The sequence below is a fragment of the Chryseobacterium salviniae genome, from assembly GCF_035819015.1.
GTDB classification, from domain to species: Bacteria; Bacteroidota; Bacteroidia; order Flavobacteriales; family Weeksellaceae; genus Chryseobacterium; species Chryseobacterium salviniae.
The window spans coordinates 127,470-147,438 of record NZ_JAYLAA010000044.1 but is presented as its reverse complement, the minus strand read 5'-3'; the positions used below and the strand labels follow the sequence as shown (position 1 = coordinate 147,438).

15 protein-coding genes and 1 pseudogene are annotated in these 19,969 nt (G+C 37.9%); 6 read left to right on the top strand and 10 right to left on the bottom strand.

Annotated elements, in window-relative coordinates; all coding sequences use genetic code 11:
• Positions 1 to 29: 29 nt before the first annotated feature.
• The 5 genes and pseudogenes from SOP96_RS14210 to secD form a co-directional block, all read right to left on the bottom strand.
• Positions 30 to 845, bottom strand: a complete 816-nt coding sequence (locus SOP96_RS14210; protein ID WP_326321591.1) for a tetratricopeptide repeat protein — start codon at positions 843 to 845, stop codon at positions 30 to 32.
• On the bottom strand, positions 842 to 1,408 hold the full coding sequence (locus SOP96_RS14205) for a phosphatase PAP2 family protein (RefSeq protein WP_326321590.1): 567 nt from the start codon (positions 1,406 to 1,408) through the stop codon (positions 842 to 844). The genes SOP96_RS14210 and SOP96_RS14205 overlap by 4 nt, the downstream gene beginning before the upstream one ends.
• A gap of 3 nt (positions 1,409 to 1,411) precedes the next feature.
• Positions 1,412 to 1,747, bottom strand: a complete 336-nt coding sequence (locus tag SOP96_RS14200) for a Sec-independent protein translocase subunit TatA/TatB (RefSeq protein ID WP_326321589.1) — start codon at positions 1,745 to 1,747, stop codon at positions 1,412 to 1,414.
• A gap of 149 nt (positions 1,748 to 1,896) precedes the next feature.
• Positions 1,897 to 3,138 (bottom strand): annotated as a pseudogene (locus tag SOP96_RS14195) (TCR/Tet family MFS transporter); the annotation flags it as partial.
• A 421-nt stretch (positions 3,139 to 3,559) separates the two neighbouring features.
• The gene (gene secD / locus SOP96_RS14190; protein WP_326321588.1) at positions 3,560 to 6,472 is read right to left on the bottom strand and encodes a protein translocase subunit SecD; all 2,913 of its coding nucleotides are present in this window, start codon (positions 6,470 to 6,472) and stop codon (positions 3,560 to 3,562) included.
• 215 nt (positions 6,473 to 6,687) lie between these two features.
• Between secD and SOP96_RS14185 the strand changes: the two genes are divergently transcribed.
• Complete coding sequence (locus SOP96_RS14185; protein ID WP_326321587.1) at positions 6,688 to 8,049, top strand: PQQ-dependent sugar dehydrogenase; 1,362 nt, start codon at positions 6,688 to 6,690, stop codon at positions 8,047 to 8,049.
• Between the two features lie 25 nt (positions 8,050 to 8,074).
• Here the strand turns inward: SOP96_RS14185 and SOP96_RS14180 are convergent, their stop codons facing one another.
• The 4 genes from SOP96_RS14180 to SOP96_RS14165 all read right to left on the bottom strand — a co-directional run bounded on the left by SOP96_RS14180 (position 8,075) and on the right by SOP96_RS14165 (position 13,392).
• Entirely contained in the window at positions 8,075 to 9,217 is a 1,143-nt protein-coding gene (locus SOP96_RS14180) for a hypothetical protein (protein WP_326321586.1), read from the bottom strand.
• A 77-nt stretch (positions 9,218 to 9,294) separates the two neighbouring features.
• Complete coding sequence (gene hemN / locus SOP96_RS14175; protein ID WP_326321585.1) at positions 9,295 to 10,653, bottom strand: oxygen-independent coproporphyrinogen III oxidase; 1,359 nt, start codon at positions 10,651 to 10,653, stop codon at positions 9,295 to 9,297.
• A 135-nt stretch (positions 10,654 to 10,788) separates the two neighbouring features.
• A complete protein-coding gene (locus SOP96_RS14170; RefSeq protein ID WP_326321584.1) occupies positions 10,789 to 11,811 on the bottom strand; it encodes a beta propeller repeat protein in 1,023 nt (340 codons plus the stop codon).
• Positions 11,812 to 11,871: 60 nt separating this feature from the next.
• Positions 11,872 to 13,392 (bottom strand): APC family permease, encoded by a 1,521-nt coding sequence (locus SOP96_RS14165; RefSeq protein ID WP_326321583.1) that lies wholly within the window; start codon positions 13,390 to 13,392, stop codon positions 11,872 to 11,874.
• Between the two features lie 165 nt (positions 13,393 to 13,557).
• Here SOP96_RS14165 and pnuC point away from each other — a divergent pair, with 165 nt between their 5' ends.
• The 5 genes from pnuC (at position 13,558) to SOP96_RS14140 (ending at position 19,453) form a co-directional block, all read left to right on the top strand.
• Positions 13,558 to 14,220 (top strand): nicotinamide riboside transporter PnuC, encoded by a 663-nt coding sequence (gene pnuC, locus SOP96_RS14160; protein WP_326321582.1) that lies wholly within the window; start codon positions 13,558 to 13,560, stop codon positions 14,218 to 14,220.
• Positions 14,221 to 14,227: 7 nt separating this feature from the next.
• Positions 14,228 to 14,809, top strand: coding sequence for a hypothetical protein (locus SOP96_RS14155; RefSeq protein WP_326321581.1), 582 nt, complete (start codon positions 14,228 to 14,230; stop codon positions 14,807 to 14,809).
• A gap of 100 nt (positions 14,810 to 14,909) precedes the next feature.
• Positions 14,910 to 15,677 (top strand): diaminopimelate epimerase, encoded by a 768-nt coding sequence (gene dapF, locus SOP96_RS14150; RefSeq protein ID WP_326321580.1) that lies wholly within the window; start codon positions 14,910 to 14,912, stop codon positions 15,675 to 15,677.
• A gap of 18 nt (positions 15,678 to 15,695) precedes the next feature.
• Positions 15,696 to 16,721: an endolytic transglycosylase MltG gene (gene mltG, locus SOP96_RS14145; protein WP_326321579.1), complete on the top strand. Its 1,026-nt coding sequence runs from the start codon at positions 15,696 to 15,698 to the stop codon at positions 16,719 to 16,721.
• A 167-nt stretch (positions 16,722 to 16,888) separates the two neighbouring features.
• Positions 16,889 to 19,453 (top strand): TonB-dependent receptor domain-containing protein, encoded by a 2,565-nt coding sequence (locus tag SOP96_RS14140; RefSeq protein WP_326321578.1) that lies wholly within the window; start codon positions 16,889 to 16,891, stop codon positions 19,451 to 19,453.
• Positions 19,454 to 19,502: 49 nt separating this feature from the next.
• Here the strand turns inward: SOP96_RS14140 and SOP96_RS14135 are convergent, their stop codons facing one another.
• Positions 19,503 to 19,955, bottom strand: coding sequence for an adenylyltransferase/cytidyltransferase family protein (locus SOP96_RS14135; RefSeq protein ID WP_326321577.1), 453 nt, complete (start codon positions 19,953 to 19,955; stop codon positions 19,503 to 19,505).
• Positions 19,956 to 19,969 lie beyond the last annotated feature (14 nt).

The window sequence follows — 19,969 nt, the reverse complement described above, 5'->3', positions numbered from 1 at the left end:
GCCGCCGAAACCAAAAAAACTACAGTAAATTATTTCTTGACTTCACATTTAGAATAATAATCCATCAGCAAAGGCTTTTCGTAGCCTAAACTGACCGCCTTATCGAGACTTGCACAAGCTTCTTTCGGCTTTGCCGTTTCGAATAAAATTAATGCTTTGTTCACGTAGGCCGGGGCAAATTTTGGATCGATTGAAATTGCTTTATTGACGTCCGCAAGCGCTTCCTTATTTTTTTTCAGTTTAAAATAAACATCTCCTCTTCCACTGTAAAGCAGAGATTCAGGTTTTTCTGAAATTAGCTGGTTATAGTCTTTCAATGCTCCTTCAAGATCACCGCTGTTCTTTTTAAGGTTGGCCAGTCCGGTTCTTGCATAAATATTATCCGGTGCGAAACTTAAGATCTGGTTTAAATCTTTTGCCGCCAAATCTTTCTTTCCTAAATTTTCATAGACTTTAGAACGGGTAAGGTACATGTCTGCATTTTCCGGCTCAAGCTTAAGGCCTTGATTAAGGTATTCCAGTGCAGCCTGTTTGTTTCCTTTCTGACCATGAATCGAACCTAAATTGGCATACACTGCCGCAGACATGGGATCAGCCTTTAATGCAGATTCATATGATTTGAAAGCGGCATTGGTTTTACCGAGCCTTCTTTGCGAAGTACCCAGGTAATTGTAATATTCTGATTTAAATTTCTGGATTTTTTCAGTCTGAACCAATTTAGAATATTCTTCTTCCGCACATTTGTAGTCTGCTTTACGGAAACAATCTTCGGCGATTTTTTTATCCTGGGCTTGCAGCGATACTGTAGAACATGCTAAAGCTAAAAAAAATAGAGTTTTTCTCATGAGGTTATATTTTGTTTGTTGATCACTTTTCTGGCGAGTGCAGCAAATATCACTCCCAATAAAGTTCCAACAAACGCCCCCACCAAAATATCTATCGGGAAATGCACTCCTAAATAAATGCGGCTGTACGATATCATGGCAGCCCAGACAAATATAGCATAAGGAAACCATTTAATCTTCTTTTTTAACAAAATACTTAAATAAGCCGCCAAAAAGAATGTATTGGAAGCATGGGCAGAATAAAACCCGAATTTTCCGCCACATTTTACAATCCTCATGTAACTCTGTAAAGAAGGATCGTGGCAAGGTCTAAGCCTTTCTATGCCATGTTTAAAAACACCGGCAAGCTGATCTGATACAGTAACGCCTATCGCAACAAATACCAGAATAAAAATCAATGATCTCAGCTTATAATTTTTATACAGAAAGTAGCAGAAAATAATATAAAGCGGAACCCAGATCCAAGTGCTGGAAACCAAAAGCCAAAACTGGTCAAAGGATGAATCTCCTAAATTATTAAGAAATAAAAAGACTTTTTTATCTTCCTGAACAATTTCCTCCATCGGTTATCTGCTTACAGGCCCTTCGTAGGTTTCATCCTCAGAAGGTTTTGGTTTTGGAAGTTCATCTGAAGGAGTCGAGTCAGTAAGAATATTATTCTGAGCATCTTTCATTGGATTAAAATCTTTTGCAGCATCTTTTACCTTTTCAATCTCACGCTTGATCTCAGAAACGGGATTATCCGTTTCTTTCATGATCTCGGTTTTGATGTCTTCTACTGCACCACGCATTTTCCTTACCCCTGTACCCAGATCGCGGGCGATTTGGGGAAGTTTATCCGGGCCGAATAATACTACGATTGCCACGGCAATGAGTGCCATTTCTCCAATGCTTAGTTCCATATTACAAAATTACAAAAGATAAGTGAATCTCAATACGTATTATCAAGTTTTAATAAAATATTAAGTTTAAATCTGATAAATAATTGACAATAGTACATTGCTTTAAAATAAAAAACAAACCTGAGGTGAGATTTGTTTCTATATTTAACCTAAATTTTTTCTTTTTTTATTCCCTTTTTCTGAAAATTAAAATACGTAATGATGACACTTACGGCCATTAAAATAAAAGCAAGGAAGAAAGGTGCTCCCGAAAATTTAAATGGTGCATCATCATGCGTAAAGAAATAAAATAAATTGGTCATCATTGGCGGGCCGATAATTGCCGTTGCGCTCATGAGACTGGTGAGCGCTCCCTGAAGTTCTCCCTGCTCGTTGGAAGGGACGTTTTTCGTGATTACCGATTGAAGTGCTGGTCCGCAGATTCCACCTAAACAATAAGGAATTAAAAAAACAAACATCATCCATCCCTGGGTAGCAAATGCAAACAAGAGCATTCCAATTGCGTAGAGTGTTAATCCGTAGTAAATGCTTTTCTGCTCACCCAACTTTGGGGTTGTCCATCTTATGAGGCCGCCCTGAACCAATCCTACCAACAGACCGACAACACCTAAAGAAATTCCTACCATTCTTTCATTCCAGCTGAATTTATACATGGTAAAGAAGCTCCAGTTGCTTTGAACGGCATGTCCGGCAATATAAATTAAAATTAAGGAAACGATTAAGCCCGAAATTTCAGGATGCTTGCCTAAAAATTTAAAAGACCCGATCGGGTTGGCGCGTTTCCAGTTGAATTCTCTTCTTTGATCTTTATCAAGGCTTTCCGGAAGAATGAAGTAGCCATACAGGAAATTCAACAAGCATAACCCAGCTGCCGCATAAAACGGAACCCTGGCTCCGTAGTGCCCTAAAAGCCCGCCCAGCACTGGTCCGATAATAAACCCAAGTCCGAAAGCGGCTCCGATCAACCCGAAATTTTTAGCACGGTCTTCATCTGTGGAAATATCTGCAATATAAGCACTTGCCGTGGTAACGCTTGCCCCCGTAATCCCTGCAATAATTCTCCCGATAAACAGCCATACAATGGTAGGCGCCAAAGCAAGCAGGATATAGTCTATGGCAAATCCGAAAAGCGAAATAAGAATGATCGGCCTTCTTCCGAACTTATCGCTCAGATTTCCTACCACCGGCGAAAATATGAATTGTGTGAACGCATATGCAAATCCAAGCCAGCCTCCGTATTTGGCAGCTTCACTTATATCGCTGTGAATGAGCTCCTCAATAAGCTTAGGAACAACAGGAATGATAATACCCCATCCCGTAATATCAATTAACAACGTAATGAATATGAAGCTCATCGCAGCTTTTTTCCTTGAGTTTTCCATAATGGTGCAAAAATAATCAAATCCATAAAAATAATGATTCTAAATTGCATGGAATGAAAAGCTAACGATAAAGGTGAATCGTGAATGATAAAAGGTGAATTTTAACTTATTTTTTTAATATTTATAATCTGTGGCTATTATTACTGCTTACGATCAGTGAAAACTGCTGATTCACCATAGCCCTGATCGAACGGTATGTTTGAGCTCTTTTCTATTTTTCCTTTGTTGCGGCGGCGGCTCCGCCGCCGCAACAAAGGAAAAATAGAAAAAGCGAGTAGTGAGAGCAGGAAAAGCTTCTAATTGAATTGAAGAGTTGGAGGGTTTGGAGTGATAATTTAAAGAATAAAACAGTAGCAATCATCAATCGATACAGCAAACAAAAAAGCCTTTCGCAATTGAAAGGCTTTTCTTATTTATTGTAGTTTACTTATTATTTGGAAGCAAGTACTTCTTTATTGGTGGTTGATTTACCATGAACTTCATCTTCTTTTCCTTTTTTCAGGAAGTCGTAAGCAATTGCCGACGCAACGAAGATGGATGAATAGGTACCGAAACCGATACCGATTAACATTGCAAACATGAATCCTCTCAGGTTATCTCCACCGAAAATGAAGATGGCCAGAATAACTAAGATCGTAGTAAATGAGGTATTGAATGTTCTACCCAGTGTGCTGGAGATTGAATCATCAAATAATCCTGCTAATGTTAATGATTTTTTCTCTCTTAAATATTCCCTGATTCTGTCGAAGACAATTACCGTATCGTTAATGGAGTAACCTAATACTGTAAGGATTGCAGCGATAAAATCCTGGTTGATCTCCATATTGAACGGCATGTATTTGTGAAGCAGTGAGTACGCTCCTAAAATAATTACCGCATCGTGGAACAATGCTGCAACCGCACCAAGCGAAAATTGCCATTTTCTGAATCGTAATAAAATATAGATAAAGATAATTCCTAATGCTCCCAGTACCGCATACAATCCGTGAACTTTGATATCATCTGCAACAGAAGGCCCTACTTTCTCGGAAGAAATAATTCCTGCATGCTCTTTATCTGCAGATTTGAAATCTCTTAACGTTGTTCCTGCAGGTAATTCAGATTTCAATCCTTCATATAATTTCTGCTCGATAATCTGGTCTGCTTTTAAAGATTCGTCTTCAATAAGGTAATCGGTAGAAATCTTTAACTGATTGCTATTTCCGAAAGTTTTTGCCTCTACCGAAGAGTTTTTGCCGTCTTCCGTCTTAAATAAAGCTGCAAGTTTATTTTCAACATCTTCTGCTTTTACATCTCTGTCGAAACGTACGACATAGTTTCTACCACCTGTAAAATCAATACCGTATTTGAAACCGTGTGTAGCGATTGAGATAATACAGGCTACCGTTAAAACAGCTGAGAAAATGTAAGTATATTTTCTTTTTCCGATGAAATCGATCCATGTATTTCGGAATAGATTCTTCGTTGCCGGTGTCCATACGGAAAGCCCTTTTCCTTTATTTAATCTTGAGAAGATCATTACTCTTGAAAGCAATACAGAGGTAAACAATGTCATTGCTACCCCTATCATCAGGGTTAAAGCAAAACCTTTGATTGGTCCCGTTCCGAAGAAGAACAAGACAACAGCCGTTAAGAAAGTTGTTGTGTGACCATCAATAATGGCGCTCAATGCGTGTTTGAAACCGTCTTTATATGCTTCACGAATACTTTTCCCTGCGAATAATTCTTCTTTTGTTCTTTCATAAATGATAACGTTTGTATCGACTGCAACCGCCATCGTTAAAACGATACCCGCAATACCGGGAAGCGTAAGCGTGAAATCTCCCGAATCCATAATCCCGAAAATATAGAAAAGGTTGATGATCATTGCGATTACTGCATAAACACCTGCTCCGCCATAATAGAAAATGATATAAACGATAATGATTGCGAATGCGATCATGAATGACATTAAACCGGCATCAATAGATTCCTGACCTAAAGAAGGACCTACCACCGTAGCCTGAACTACTTTTGCACCGGCAGGTAATTTACCAGCTCCCAATACGTCCACCAGCTCTTTTGCTTCCTCCTGAGAGAAGTTACCGGAAATTTGGGTTCTACCGTTCGGAATTGCGTTTACAACATTCGGTGCAGTATAAACTCTGCCGTCAAGCGTTACCGCAACAGGTTTGCCAACATTTTTCTCGGTTAGCGTTTTCCATTCTTTGGCTCCTTTGGAGTCCATCTGCATATCTACCACTACTCTGCTCAGTTCATCATAGCCGATATTTGCAGTTTCGACAGCTCCGTCTACAGGAGCTTTTTGGTTGATATTTCCTCTGATGGCATATAATACTAAGCTTTCTTCATCAGTAGCTTCAGGCTTATAGCCCCACATAAACTGCGTATATTTAATGTTTGCAGGACGTAAGGATTGTGCCACTTTGCTGTTTAAAATTTTATTTACAACAGCCGTATCAGACAATTTTACACTTCCTACAGCACTTTGATTCATCGATTTTCCTTTCTGCAAAATATTTGTGAGGTTTACATTTTTTGCAACGCCCATAGAATCACCTTTTGCAGCGATCATTGCAGCCACTGTTTCAAAATAAGGATAAACTTCAGGGGCCTGCTGTACTTCCCAGAACTGAAGTTTTGCAGAAGTCTGAAGCATCTTTTTTACTTTATCAATGTCCTTCATTCCCGGCATTTCTACAGAAATTCTTGCAGTACCCGGAACCCTCTGAACGTTTGGCTGGATGGCACCCAACTTATCAATTCTGGTTCTGATTACCTCGAAAGCCGTTCCTACAGACGCATCTATCTTTCTTCTAACAATCGCTTTTACCTGTTCATCAGGCGTATTGTACTTTACCTCGGTAAGCGTGGTATTTCCGAAAAGTTCCGGATCTGCCAGCTTCAGGTTGGTACCTTTTGCTTTGTTTACCGCATCGAACTGCTCAAAGAAATTGTCGATATACGGTCTTGTGGAATTCTTCTGAACTTCATCTGTTTTGTTCAAAGCTTCGATAAGAACAGGGTTTGTGGAATAATTGGTTAAATCATTCACAAGATCTCTTTGGTTGATCTCCAAAAGAACGTTGATCCCTCCTTTCAGGTCAAGACCAAGTTTCATCTCTTTGTCTTTGGCTTTGGTGTAATAAAGTTTTGTGAATCCAAGATTCAGCGTATCTTTAGAAAGCCTTGTGATTTCTTTCTGATACTTCTCCGGATTGTCTCCTGCAATAGCAGTTGCCTGCTTTTCAATTTTGCTGGCGTACCATGTTGGTAATAGCTCGTTTAAGCAAATCAACCCTAGTACAATAGCAACAATTGTAATAAGTCCTTTTCCTTGCATTTTGTTATAACTACGTTAAATTAAGTCGGCAAATATAATCATTTTCTTGAATTTTATGAATTTTTAACAACAGAAATCATTTATTTTCAGATATATCGGCATTCTTATTTTTATTTAAGATTTAATAATTTTTTCATGCTATTGTAACGAATTTTATAATCTTTTTATGGTATGAAATTTTCATTCTGATTTAACATACTAAATATCAAAATATTATGAAAAAACTACTTCTTTACACAGGTTTAATTTCTTTTAGCATTTTTAATGCACAAAGCATTAATCTGGAAGAATTTGCAACCGGATTTACCGCACCGGTAGAAATCACCCACGCTAACGACAGCAGAGTATTTGTTGTTCAGCAAAACGGAATCATTAAAATTGTGCAGCCGAACGGCATTGTAAATTCATCTAACTTTCTAAATATCAGCTCAAAGATTACTTACGGTGGGGAAAGAGGTCTTTTGGGGCTGGCTTTTCATCCGCAATATGCTGTCAACGGTTATTTTTTTGTATATTACAATGATACCAGCGGAAATATTACGGTGGCGAGATACACCAGAAGCTCCAATCCGGATGTAGCAGATGCAGCAACGGAAAAAATTATTTTAAATCAGCCTAAGCCATTTTCCAATCACAACGGAGGAAGCATTCATTTTGCGCCGGACGGCTATCTTTGGATTGTTACAGGTGACGGAGGAAGCGGCGGCGATCCTAATAATAACGGACAAAATAAAAATTCCCTTCTGGGAAAATTATTACGGTTAGACATCAATTCTACAGGGCCATACAATATTCCTCCGGGAAATCCTTTTGTAGGTACTGATGGCGCTTATGAAGTCTGGGCGTACGGACTGAGAAATGCATGGAAATTTAATTTTGATACGGTTTCGGGAAATGTGATGATTGCAGACGTCGGACAGGAAAATATCGAGGAAATCAACAAAATGCCTATTACACAAGCAGGAATCAATTACGGCTGGAGATGCTACGAAGGAAATGACCCGTACAATACATCCGGATGTGCCGCTCAATCGACCATGACCTTCCCGGTGGCGGTTTATGACCATTCCGGTGGAAAGTGTTCGATTACAGGAGGCTATGTTTACAGAGGTACACAATATCCGGCCCTGCAGGGAAAATATATTTTTGCAGATTATTGTTCCACCCAGATCGGAATTATGAACAGCGATAATTCCATTACCTGGTCAGCTGCATTTTCCGGAAATAATTTTTCAACTTTCGGAATTAACAGCCAAAACGAGCTTTTCGTTGCAGCAGTGAACAACGGCAAAATATTCAGAGTTACGACTTCAACTTTAGGTACAAATGAAAATGGTCTTTCGTCACAGATAAAAGTTCATCCGAATCCTGCATCGAAAAAGGTGTTTATTGAAGGTATTAAAGATAAAAACACAACGGTTGACATAACTAATCCTGAAGGAAGAAAAGTATTGGTAAATGCAAAAATAGAAAGTGATAACAGTTTAAATATTTCAGGAATACCTGCCGGAGTATATTTCCTTCACCTTAATTCTGAAAATCAGAAATCTTACAGTAAAAAATTAATTATAAAATAAATTCCAACCTTTTTTAAGAAAAGCTTCAGTCTGTTTCTGCTGGAGCTTTTTTCAGAAAATACAATACCAGAAGTATAGGCAGAATCAGGATTAATTTTATGATCATGGAAAACCTCTCCGTTTCGCCATCAAACAAAACCGCAGGAACCAATGATACAAAAAGGAAAGCTGTAATGAAAAACAGGGATTCCCACCATGATAATTTTTCATGCTTTGTCTGAATATTTTCTGCTCTACATTTTAAGCTTAAAATCCAAAATCCGAGGAATAAAATCATGTAGGGGAAAGTCCAGATTCTATAGGTATCATATGCAATAGAATGTAAGATTAACGGAACAGCAGAAACAACAATAAGAAGAGCAAACAGCTGGATATTCTGCTTCAGCTTAAATTCTTTAAAAATTATCCATAATGAAAAAAGAATAGGAATTCCGTAAAATATCGTTGCTTTTGAAATGAAAATCCGCTGAATGAAATGCTGGTATTGTTCACTGAAATAGTAGGTAAAACTTTTGGTATAAGCCGAACAAACCGAGTCGGAAACATTCTCCGGAATTGATGACTGTTTTAAATAAGAAAATATCTGGGGATAGTAATTTTCACCGTTGATTTCCTGATAAAAAGAAATGAAAACCACAGTAAGAAACGGTAGTATTAAAAACAGGGTGAGCTTCGTTAAAAGATTCCGTGAAAAAATATTTTTGATGAAAAATTCTCTTCTATGAATTTGATTGACAATGATGGCAAAACAACAGACAGGAAGCATCAAAACAACCGAAATTTCATGGATAAAAATGCTGAAAACTGCAATAACCGATGCCGGAAGCCATTTATTTTTTGTAATAAGATATACTGCCAAAATAGTCAGTAAAAAGACAACATGATCCAAATACCCGATCAAATGCGCAGAAAAGATAATGTACTGGGAAAGCAGGAAAATGACGAAAAATAATATCCTGTAATAACTTTTCGGGTTGCTCCAGGTCGTTTTTAAAGCGATCTTTATGATTAAAAAATACAATACAGACAATATTGCAATGGAAAGAACCGTAATGGAAAATGCATTTTTTTCAAATAAAAATCCAAACAACTCTCCGGCTAAACCTCTTTTGATAAATCCGAACCTGTAATCTACCAGCCAATGAGACTGCGCCCATTGATTGGGCATTCTTATCGTTTTTGCAGCACTGAAAATCAGCGCATACAGATAAAGAAATATCAAAAGAAATCTCCTGTACATAGAGATCAGATCGTCATCGAGAAAATTCTCGTTTCCGGTTTGTTTCTCATCATTCTCAGGTCGAAAACCATGGCTACATTTCTCGTAAAGGCTCTTCCTTTCTCCGTAATCTGGATATGATTCCCGTTGATTTCCACCAATTCATCTTTTTGCATTTCTTTCAGCATTTCAAAAGCATTTTCAAGCTCAGGAAAAGAATTATTGATATCGAATGTGGTTTCCAGCTGACACATTAAATTCAAAATATGCCTTCTTACGGTAAGATCCTCATCATTTAAAATATGGCCTTTTACCACAGGAATCTGTCCTTCTTCCACAATTTTCTGGTATTCCTCCACCGTTTTTACATTTTGGGCAAACGCGTACCATGAATCTGAAATAGCAGACATCCCCAACCCAACCATCAGCTGAGTCTTGCTGGAAGTATATCCCATAAAATTCCGGTGAAGTTTTTTCTGAATCAAAGATTGATAAAGATCATCGTGTTCAAGCGAAAAATGATCCATTCCCACTTCAATATAACCTAATTCTTCCAATAGTTTTTTACCATCTTCATACAAACGGCGTTTTTCTTCACCGCTCGGAAGGTCATTTTCATCAAAACCTCGCTGCCCTACTCCTTTCACCCACGGAACGTGTGCGTAGGAATAAAAAGCAAGCCGGTCCGGTTTCAATTCCATCGTTTTGCGGATGGTAAATTCCATTGCTTCCCAAGACTGGTGCGGAAGCCCGAAGACAAGATCGTGGCTGATTCCTCTGTATCCGATTTCCCTGGCCCATTCCGTTACTCGCTGAACATTTTCAAAAGGCTGAATTCTGTTGATCGCTTTCTGAACTTTAAAATCATAATCCTGCACCCCGAAGCTTACTCTCCTGAACCCAAGATCATATAAGGTCTGAAGATGCTCTTTTGTAGTGTTATTCGGATGGCCTTCAAATGAAAATTCTTGCTCTTCCGCAATTTCCACGGTTTCAAAAATTCCTTCCAGCAATGTTTTAAGATTCTGAGGAGAAAAGAAAGTTGGTGTCCCGCCTCCTAAATGAAGCTCTTTCAGTTTAGGTTTTTCATTAAAAAGGTTGAGATAAAGCTGCCATTCTTTCAGTACACTTTCCAGGTACGGAATTTCTACACTGTGTTGTTTGGTAATGCGTTTGTGGCAGGCACAAAAAGTACACAATGCTTCACAGAACGGCAAGTGGATATAAATAGAAATCCCTTCTTCTGCATTCGATTCATTAAAGGTTCTGATGACACTCTGCTTCCACGATTCCGGGGAAAAACTGCTTTCATCCCAATAAGGAACAGTTGGATATGAAGTGTATCTTGGACCGGGAATATTATATTTATCTATTAAAGAATTCATTTTTGATTTAAAATTTTAATGAACTTTCAACAAAGTTTCATCCTGCAAAATTACACATAACTGATGAATTTTTAACCATGAAATATATTAGGATGCATTTTAGGAATTTATAATGAATCTAAATACTTTTTGCATTTAAAAGAAAAGCTTCATTAAAGAAATTTTATCCTTTCCCGCAAAAACAACCGTATTTTCATCAATCCACTGACACACATAAAACCCTTTTTCATCAGAAATCTTTTTCCATGTTTTCCCGAAATCCGATGAATAACTGATATGCTGATCCCCAACTGCGATAATATCTCTTCCTTTAGAATTAGGTTTAATTTTAACACAGGTTGTATATCCTGCATTTTCTCCCGAAGCCTGAATCTGCCAGGTTTCACCGCCGTTGTTCGTTGTGGCAATGTTATTGATATTGGCTTCCTGCTTCGTATAATCTCCTCCTGCTACAATCCCAAATCTTGATACAGGATCAATGTCTAAAGTGTATATTCCTGTTGAAGAACTTCCGTTTACAAAATTTACTTCTTTTCCATACAGCTTCTCGCCCATTTTATAGGAATAAAACTGCCGTGATTTTTTACCGCCCGTTACAAACCAGAACTCTTCGTTATGGATAAAAATATTCGTATTGCTTGCGGCAAAAGCCGCTTCGCCCTCTCCTATTTCAAATGATCTTCCGCAAGGCAGTGTTTCCCAACTTTTACCGCTGTCTCTTGTGATTACGATATTCATGCATTTCCCGTAAGGATCACCCAATGCAATCCCATTCTTTCCTGAAAAGGAAAGCGCATCATAAAAAGCTGTTTTTTCTGTATCGGTATGGATGATTTGGTATTTTAAACTTTTTTTATCGATTTTAAAAAAATAAGCCGGACTTTCGATATTAATGGCATAAAAATACTTTCTATCCTTAGCCAGTGTGCGGAACTGCAGCTTTTGATCCGACAATGCAATCTGTTTTTGATCTTCCGGATTTTTCAGATCTACATACCCGAATTTGGAATCTGTACCACTGTACCAGACTTTGCCGTTATAAATCTGTATAGCACGAATGCTTATTTTATCATTTAAAATGGTTTTAAAGCTTTCTATCTGCTGAGAAAATGCAAGTATTCCAAAAAATAGCAGTAAAAATGGTATTATTTTTTTCATAGATAACAAAAATAAAAAATCCACAGATTGCACTGTGGATTTTCTGATATAATATTTTTTTTAAAGATCAAGATCCGGTTTGTCGAGCGGCTCCTGTTCTGCTTTGAAAGTTTCGCCAAAACCTATTTTATGAAGCTTGCTGTTTCTAAGGCTGTATGTAAAATAAATTAAAACGCCCAGTGCAAGCCACCCCATGGAAAGGTATTTAGCTTCGTGGCTCAGATTCCAGATCAGATACAAATTGATACAGATTCCTAATGTTGCAATAACTGGCAACGCCGGCACTTTAAACGACCTTGGCAAATCCGGCTGTTTTTTTCTAAGAATCCAAACAGCTACACACACCATCGTGAAAGCGAAAAGAGTACCGAAGCTGGTCATATCCGCCAATTTACTGATTGGCGTTAACGCAGCAATTGTTGCAATCACAACTCCCAAAAGCATTAAACTTTTAGCCGGTGTTTTTCTCACCGGATGTACATCGCTGAACATTTTCGGGATAAGTCCGTCTTTAGACATTCCGAGGAAAATTCTCGACTGTCCCATGATCATTACCATCAATACAGAGATCAAACCTACGGTTGCTGCAATGGTAATAATGTATCCTGCCCAGCCTTGGCCTGCAATTTCAAATGCATAAGCAACGGGAGCTTTAATAGCGTCCGGATATTTTCCCTGAGGATCAAAATCTGAATAATGCATCATTCCTGTTAAAACAAGAGATACCAGAATATAAAGCCCTGTACACACCAACAATGAAACAATGATGGCAAACGGAACATCTTTTTTAGGATTGATGGCCTCACCGGCCTGGGTGGAAACGGCATCAAAGCCGATGTAAGCAAAGAATATGGCGGCCGCTCCGGAAACAATTCCCTGGATACCGTATGCTTCTTTCATTTTATCGCCTTCCATCACCATTTTCTGTGCAGGGATAAATGGATCCCAGTTTGCAGTATTGATGAAGAATACACCGGCAATAATTACAAACAATACCGCTGAAACTTTCATGATTACAATAAGATTATTGGTTTTAGCAGCTTCTTTTGTTCCTTTGATCAGGATCCCGATCACGAATAAAACAATAAGGAAAGCCGGTAAATTCATTGAAAAACCTTCACCTGTATAACTGGCAGGGTCGGAAGTAAGATATTCGGGCAGATGAATGCCGAACATTTTCAGGAGCTTATTAAAATAGCCTGACCATGAAACAGCTACCGTCATGGATCCCATTGCGTATTCGAGGATGAGCCCCCACCCGATGATCCAGGCGAAAATCTCTCCCACCGTCCCGTAAGCATAGGCATAGGCTGATCCTTCCACAGGAAGTATGGAAGCAAATTCAGAATAACATAGAGCAGCGAAAATACAAGCAATCCCTGCGATGATAAAAGAAATGGCTAATGCGGGTCCTGCATGGTAGTAAGCTCCGGTACCTGTAAGTACGAAAATTCCTCCTCCAATGATAGCACCGATCCCGATAGCCGTAAGACTCCATTTACCGAGTACTCTTTTGAGCTGACTGCTTTTCATATCGTTTTCGAAAGCACTCATCGGTTTCTTGGTCCAAATTTTAGACATATTTTATTATTTATTAAAGATTTACGAAAATATAAAAATTTTAGAAACCTTAACGTTTATTAATAGAATTTCATCATTTATTTTACAGAAAGGCAGATAAAAATCTGATTTTCATATTATTTAAATCATTTTAAAATATGCCTTTTTTTATTTATTTTTGATCTCATGAATCTATACGATCTTTTCGTGAAACCCTACGAAACCTATACACCCCTACAGATTTTCCTGGAATCCTTCGCTACTGTATTCGGAATTCTTAGCGTTTATTTTTCCATTAAAAAAAATATCTGGGTGTATCCTACAGGAATCATTTCCACACTTATTTATGTGTACATTCTTTTCAATTTCGGGCTTTTGGGCGACTGTATGATTAATGTTTACTATACCATAATGAGTATTTACGGATGGATTTTATGGGCAAAAAATTCGGATGACCATGTTCATGTAGAGGTTTCATGGGCTACGAAAAAAGAATGGCTGTACGGTATTTTACTTTTCGCCTTAAGTTTAATCTTAGTAACTGTAGTATATTATTATAAACCATATATCGACAACCGGTTTTCAATGGAAAACATCAATCTTGGTTTGTATCACCTGGATTGGGGCAACTGGCTGGATGTAGTAACCACTTCCGTATTTCTTGTAGGGATGTGGTTTATGGCTAAAAGGCGTATTGAAAACTGGATTTTCTGGATCATCGGAGATTTTATCTGTATTCCCATGATGATTCATAAAGGTCTCGGTATCACTTCGGTTCAATATTTGGTATTTACTATAATGGCCATCCAGGGCTATATTACCTGGAAGGAAAGTTTAAGAAAAAGTTAAAAAAATTATGAAAAATTTATTAAAAATAGCATTAAGCGTTGTTACGATAGCAAGTTTAGCATCGTGTACGGCGTACGCAGATCCTTATGCAAACGCTTACGGAGATCCATATTATGATAACGGATATTATTATGCACCACAAGGATATTATGGAGGTGGCGGATATTGGGGAAATGATGGATATTATTACCGAAATAATATGAATTATTATTACGACAACGGTATTCCTTATTACTACCAGAATTACAACAATTCACGCAGAAAAGTGTATGTTGAAAGAAGATCGACCGGTGAAGCGACTTCTGCAAGGCCCAATAACGGTTTCAGAGGAAATGTAAATGACGGCACTTCCAATAACGGAAGTTTCAGAAACAGCAACAGGCAGAATAACACTCAAAGACCTAATAACGGTTTCAGAAACCAGCAGCAGAATACGCAGCAACCTCAGAACAACAATAACAGCGGGTTCAGAAATAACTCTAATAATTCGAGCAGCGGAGGATTCAGGAACAATTCCGGGTCAACCAGCCAGCAGGCTCCGGCGCAGCCGAACAACAATCAGAATACGAACGGCGGCGGCTTTAGATAAAACGATTATAAATAAGGAAACGGACAGCTAACACTGTTCGTTTTTTGCTTTAATTATAGTAATTTTGCATGCTCAATCTGAGACAAATATCAAGCTATCTATGGAATTTTATAAATATCAGGGAACCGGAAATGACTTCGTAATGATTGACAATCGTTCCGGAGAATGGGATGGTCTTTCCATTGACAATATCCGGAAACTTTGCGACCGAAGATTCGGTATCGGTGCAGACGGGCTCATCAAAATAAACAAGGCAGAAGGTTTTGATTTTGAAGTGGATTATTATAATTCCGATGGCTCAAAAAGCTTTTGCGGAAACGGGGCCCGCTGTTCAGTTGCCTTTGCTTTTTTCCTTGATATTTTTGAAGGAAAATGTAGTTTTATAGCTATTGACGGTGCCCATGAAGCTGAAATTCACAATGGAATCGTAAAGCTGAAAATGAATGATGTGGAAACGATTTCTCTGGATGGAAAAGATACCGTGATGAATACCGGTTCGCCCCATTACGTAAAATATGTTGAAGATCTGGTAAATTATAATGTTTTTGCGGAAGGAAGCAGCATCCGAAATGCTGAGAATTATAAAGAAAAGGGAATCAATGTGAACTTTGTGGAAAAAATTAATGATGATGAGATATTTGTAAGAACCTATGAACGAGGCGTTGAGGATGAAACCTACAGCTGCGGAACAGGAGTTACAGCTTCTGCTTTAACTTTTCTGCAAAATAACAATCTAATTTCCGTAAATGTAAAGACTTTGGGAGGAAATCTTAAAGTATATGCCGAAAAAAACGGAAATTCTTTCAGAAACATTTGGCTGGAAGGCCCTGCAAAACAGGTTTTTAAAGGAAGAATAGACGTTTTGTAAATAATATAATAACGGTACATGAAAAAAGCTATACTCATCATTATCCTGCTTATTTTTGCGATAGGTGGATTCTTTGGTTTTAAATTTTATGCTAAATATTATGGAAATAATATTAAAAAAGACGGATATGTCCTGATTCCCCACAACGCAGGCTTTAAACAGATCTTAGATTCTGCCGCTAAATATGTAGACAATAAAGAAACATTTGAAGCGGTAGCCAAAGAAAAAGATCTTGAAAAATATTTCAAAGCTGGGCGTTATCATTTTCAGAAAGGATTGGGAAATACCCGCCTTGTGAATATGATTAAAGCAGGAAACCAGAGTGAGAACAGCTTTAGGATCGGTGATTTCGGAGATGTATACCAAATGCTCGGTAAAGTTACCAAGAAAACCGAGCTGGATTCTTCGCAATTTGTAAAAGGATTAAATACTATTGCCGCTGAAAAAGGTTACAATAACGCAGAAGATCTTAAAAAATATTTTTTTATTGATACTTATAATTTTTTCTGGACGGTAACACCGGAAGAATTTTTCAATAAATTCAACGATCAGTATAATGAATTCTGGAATGCTGAAAGAAAAGCTAAAGAGCAGCAGTCAGGACTTACAAGAGATCAGATTTATGCACTGGCTTCTATTGTTTATAAAGAATCCGGAGGAAAGAAAGATGAAATGAGAACCATTGCAGGCCTTTACCTCAACCGTTACAGAAAAGGAATGAAATTACAATCGGATCCTACGGTAATTTATGCCATCAATAAACAGACTAATTTCCAGCAGCCCATTAAAAGGGTTTTTTATAAGCACTTATCTACACCATCGCCTTATAATACGTATGCCAATAAAGGTATTCCTCCCGGACCGATCTGTGTGGTAGATAAAAATTCTGTTGATGCAGTTTTAAATGCTGAAAAAAACGATTATATTTTCATGTGCGCCGATCCTGCAAGATTAGGATACCACAAGTTTACCGCAAGTGCCGAGCAGCATGCGATTAATGCAAAGGCTTATCAGGACTGGCTGAATTCTAATAATATAAAATAATAATCATAATTAACTTTTTTTAACAATTTTACAATTAACGTTTCGCCATTTAAAGTGACATATATATTTACAAATAATAAATTAGGCTTAATATTTGAAGTTATTCATCATTGATAATTTCATAATATTAAGAAAAATCTTTCACGATTTTACACAAAAAATACCTTATGAATCAGACGGAAATCATTAACATTTTTACAAAGAAAACCTTAGGGCTTACTTTTGTACTTTCGGCAGCCGCTTTGGCTTTTGCGCAGGAGAAGGTAGGTATTTCGGGGTCGGTCGTCAGCAAAAACAACCAACCCGTTCCTTATGCTTCAGTTACGTTTAGTAACAAGGCAAACAAACAGTTGAGCGACGCCACACTTACCGATGAAAAGGGGCAATACAAGCTTGATCTTACACCCGGACAGTACGACATTACCGTTGAGGCAATCGATTACAAAAAGAATGTTGTTAACAGGCAGATTACATCAGCCGGCAATATAGGTGCGTTATCTATTGATCCGGAAGCCAGTGCTACCAATATTAAAACCGGTGAAATTCAGGGAGTTGTCATTACGGCACCCTCCACAAAACCTTATAAAGTTGAGCTTGATAAAAGAACTTACGATCCGTCACAGGATATTGTGAGCAAAGGAGGGAACCTTCAGGATGTCCTTTCCAATGTTCCTTCGGTTTCTGTTGATACCGACGGTACGGTTTCCATGAGAGGTAGTTCTAATGTAAGGTTCTTAATTAACGGTAAGCCTTCTGCATTATTGGGAATTGATGACGGGGCCAATGCTTTGCAAAGTATTCCGGCAGACCAGATTGAGAGAATTGAGGTAATTACCAATCCTTCATCCAAGTTTGAAGCAAGCGGAACAGCCGGTATTCTCAATATTATTTTAAAGAAAAGCAAAAAAACAGGTTTTAACGGAAGCGTTACCGGAACATTAGGCTATCTTCCGCAAACCAACCTGAACACCAATCTAAGCTGGAGAAAAGGAAACTTTACCTGGTTTCTCAATGGCGGCGGCGGATACAGAGAGTCTAAAAATACCAACAGAAATGATGATTACTTCAGCAATGCCGTTAATAATGATGATCAGATCCAGAGAAATACCGATTCTGAAAACAACAGCAAGAATAACAACTATAATGCTTCTGCAGGAATTGTTTATGACATCACGGATAAAACTTCCGTAAATGCATCCGGGACCGTAAGAACGTTTGATAATGAAAGTGTAGGAAATATTGATTATTTCTACGATTTCCTGGCAATTCCAAACAGTCGTACGCAAAGGATTGCCTTAGGAACAAATAATAACCTTGCATTTCAGGGAGATTTAGGATTAGATCATAAATTTGACGATAAAGGACAAAATTTGTCTTTATCATTAAGCTTACAGAGAAACCGTTCATACAATGACACGCATATTGACCAAACTCGTGATGGCATAGAAGAATTAGAAAATATTGTTAACCAAAATACAATAAACAGAACTGTAATTGCCAAAGCAGATTATGAGCTGCCTATTGGAGAAAACTCTAAATTGGAGGCCGGTTACCGATTAGACATCAACAACAACGATTACAGCAATGATGTACAACAGAGTATAAAGCAGGCTCCTTTATCATTCTTAAGACCCTATACTTATGATGCTACCTACAAGGAGATGTTTAATGCATTCTATCTTCAGTTTAAAAGTAAGATCGGAAATTTAGGTTACCAGTTAGGATTGAGAGATGAGATTTCAAATATTGATATCGCATATAAAAATTTACTTCCGACAAGTCCTGCTTTAAATACCAGAAAAAATTATAACAATCTGTTTCCGAGCGTGTATTTAAGCTATGAATTTTCAAAAGACAACCAGCTATTGTTAAATTACACCCGAAGAATTGACCGCCCGAGATCGTTCTTCCTGATTCCAAATCCTAATTACAATGACAACCAGAATATTTTCGATGGTAATATTGATCTGAACCCTTCATATGTTGATTCTTATGAGTTCGGGTACAGCATCTCCAAGAAAAAGTTCACCATCAACCCTACATTATACTACAGACATCAGACGGATGACACTAAAATGTTAGTATATAACAAATTAGCTACTGACGAAGACGGAAATATTCTTGATCCTAAAGTGATCGAATCTCATACAAAACCGATTAACCTTGGTACTGACGACCGTTTCGGGTTGGATTTAAATTTCAACTGGGATGCCAACAGCTGGCTAAAATTCCTTGGAAACGTTGATTTATTCGGCTATAATACAAAAGGAAGCATTCTGTATGACACCTTTGATCTAGAAGGAAATCCTATACAGGCTGTTGCTAATTTTGAAGGAAAAGGATTCTCAACAAGAGCAAGACTTACTTCTACGGTGAAATTCGATAAAACATTCAGTGTACAGTTACAAGGATTCTATAGAGGAGGCCAGAAAACAGCCTATCAGGATAGAAAAGATATGTATGCCATTAACTTCGGGGCTTCAAAAACCATATGGGATGGAAATGCAACTATTTCTTTCAATATCCAAGATATCTTCAACACAAGAGCAATGAGATCTACTACATACACAGCAAACAGTGTAAGGGATTCTTATATGCAGTGGCAGCCAAGACAGTTCGCTCTTTCATTTACTTACAGATTTAAGCAGGGTGAGAAAGTGGAACAGCCGAAACGCAAAAAAGACATCAATGCCAATGATACAGGCGGCGATGAGCAGGGCGGACCAATATAATTCCTATCATACATAAAATAAAATCCCGAAAAATAATTTCGGGATTTTTTTATTTGGAAGCTTCAGCTTTTGAATTTTTCTCCATTTCGGCTTCGTAAATTCTTTTTCTGAGGTCGGTAGAAGAAAACCTGTGATCTCTTTTGTTATAAAAAATTTCGATGCCATTTTCTTCACAGTATTTTTTTCCTGTAAAATCTTTATCCCTGTAATCATCCCCGATAATCCTTACATCAATTACAAACGATTTCAAGATATCTTCAAGATCCTGCTCTGTGTAATAAGGAATAATTTCATCCACCGCATTTACGGCCTTCAATTGGATATATCTTTCCACAATAGTCTGCGTAGGTTTATTTTTATTCGGTCGGTCATGCGAGGGGTCAATCTGCAGACCTACAATAAGATAATCACAAACCGTTTTTGCCTCTTCAAGCATTTTAATGTGACCGGCGTGAAGCAAGTCGAACGACGAAAACGTAATGCCTATTCTTTGTGTTTTCATATAATAAATTTCTT

Excerpts from the sequence above, each read along its gene's own strand:
- SOP96_RS14210 (WP_326321591.1), bottom strand. The coding sequence starts at position 845 with ATGAGAAAAACTCTATTTTTTTTAGCTTTAGCATGTTCTACAGTATCG.
- SOP96_RS14205 (WP_326321590.1), bottom strand. The coding sequence starts at position 1,408 with ATGGAGGAAATTGTTCAGGAAGATAAAAAAGTCTTTTTATTTCTTAAT.
- SOP96_RS14200 (WP_326321589.1), bottom strand. The coding sequence starts at position 1,747 with ATGGAACTAAGCATTGGAGAAATGGCACTCATTGCCGTGGCAATCGTA.
- secD (WP_326321588.1), bottom strand. The coding sequence starts at position 6,472 with ATGCAAGGAAAAGGACTTATTACAATTGTTGCTATTGTACTAGGGTTG.
- SOP96_RS14185 (WP_326321587.1), top strand. The coding sequence starts at position 6,688 with ATGAAAAAACTACTTCTTTACACAGGTTTAATTTCTTTTAGCATTTTT.
- SOP96_RS14180 (WP_326321586.1), bottom strand. The coding sequence starts at position 9,217 with ATGCCCAATCAATGGGCGCAGTCTCATTGGCTGGTAGATTACAGGTTC.
- hemN (WP_326321585.1), bottom strand. The coding sequence starts at position 10,653 with ATGAATTCTTTAATAGATAAATATAATATTCCCGGTCCAAGATACACT.
- SOP96_RS14170 (WP_326321584.1), bottom strand. The coding sequence starts at position 11,811 with ATGAAAAAAATAATACCATTTTTACTGCTATTTTTTGGAATACTTGCA.
- SOP96_RS14165 (WP_326321583.1), bottom strand. The coding sequence starts at position 13,392 with ATGTCTAAAATTTGGACCAAGAAACCGATGAGTGCTTTCGAAAACGAT.
- pnuC (WP_326321582.1), top strand. The coding sequence starts at position 13,558 with ATGAATCTATACGATCTTTTCGTGAAACCCTACGAAACCTATACACCC.
- SOP96_RS14155 (WP_326321581.1), top strand. The coding sequence starts at position 14,228 with ATGAAAAATTTATTAAAAATAGCATTAAGCGTTGTTACGATAGCAAGT.
- dapF (WP_326321580.1), top strand. The coding sequence starts at position 14,910 with ATGGAATTTTATAAATATCAGGGAACCGGAAATGACTTCGTAATGATT.
- mltG (WP_326321579.1), top strand. The coding sequence starts at position 15,696 with ATGAAAAAAGCTATACTCATCATTATCCTGCTTATTTTTGCGATAGGT.
- SOP96_RS14140 (WP_326321578.1), top strand. The coding sequence starts at position 16,889 with ATGAATCAGACGGAAATCATTAACATTTTTACAAAGAAAACCTTAGGG.
- SOP96_RS14135 (WP_326321577.1), bottom strand. The coding sequence starts at position 19,955 with ATGAAAACACAAAGAATAGGCATTACGTTTTCGTCGTTCGACTTGCTT.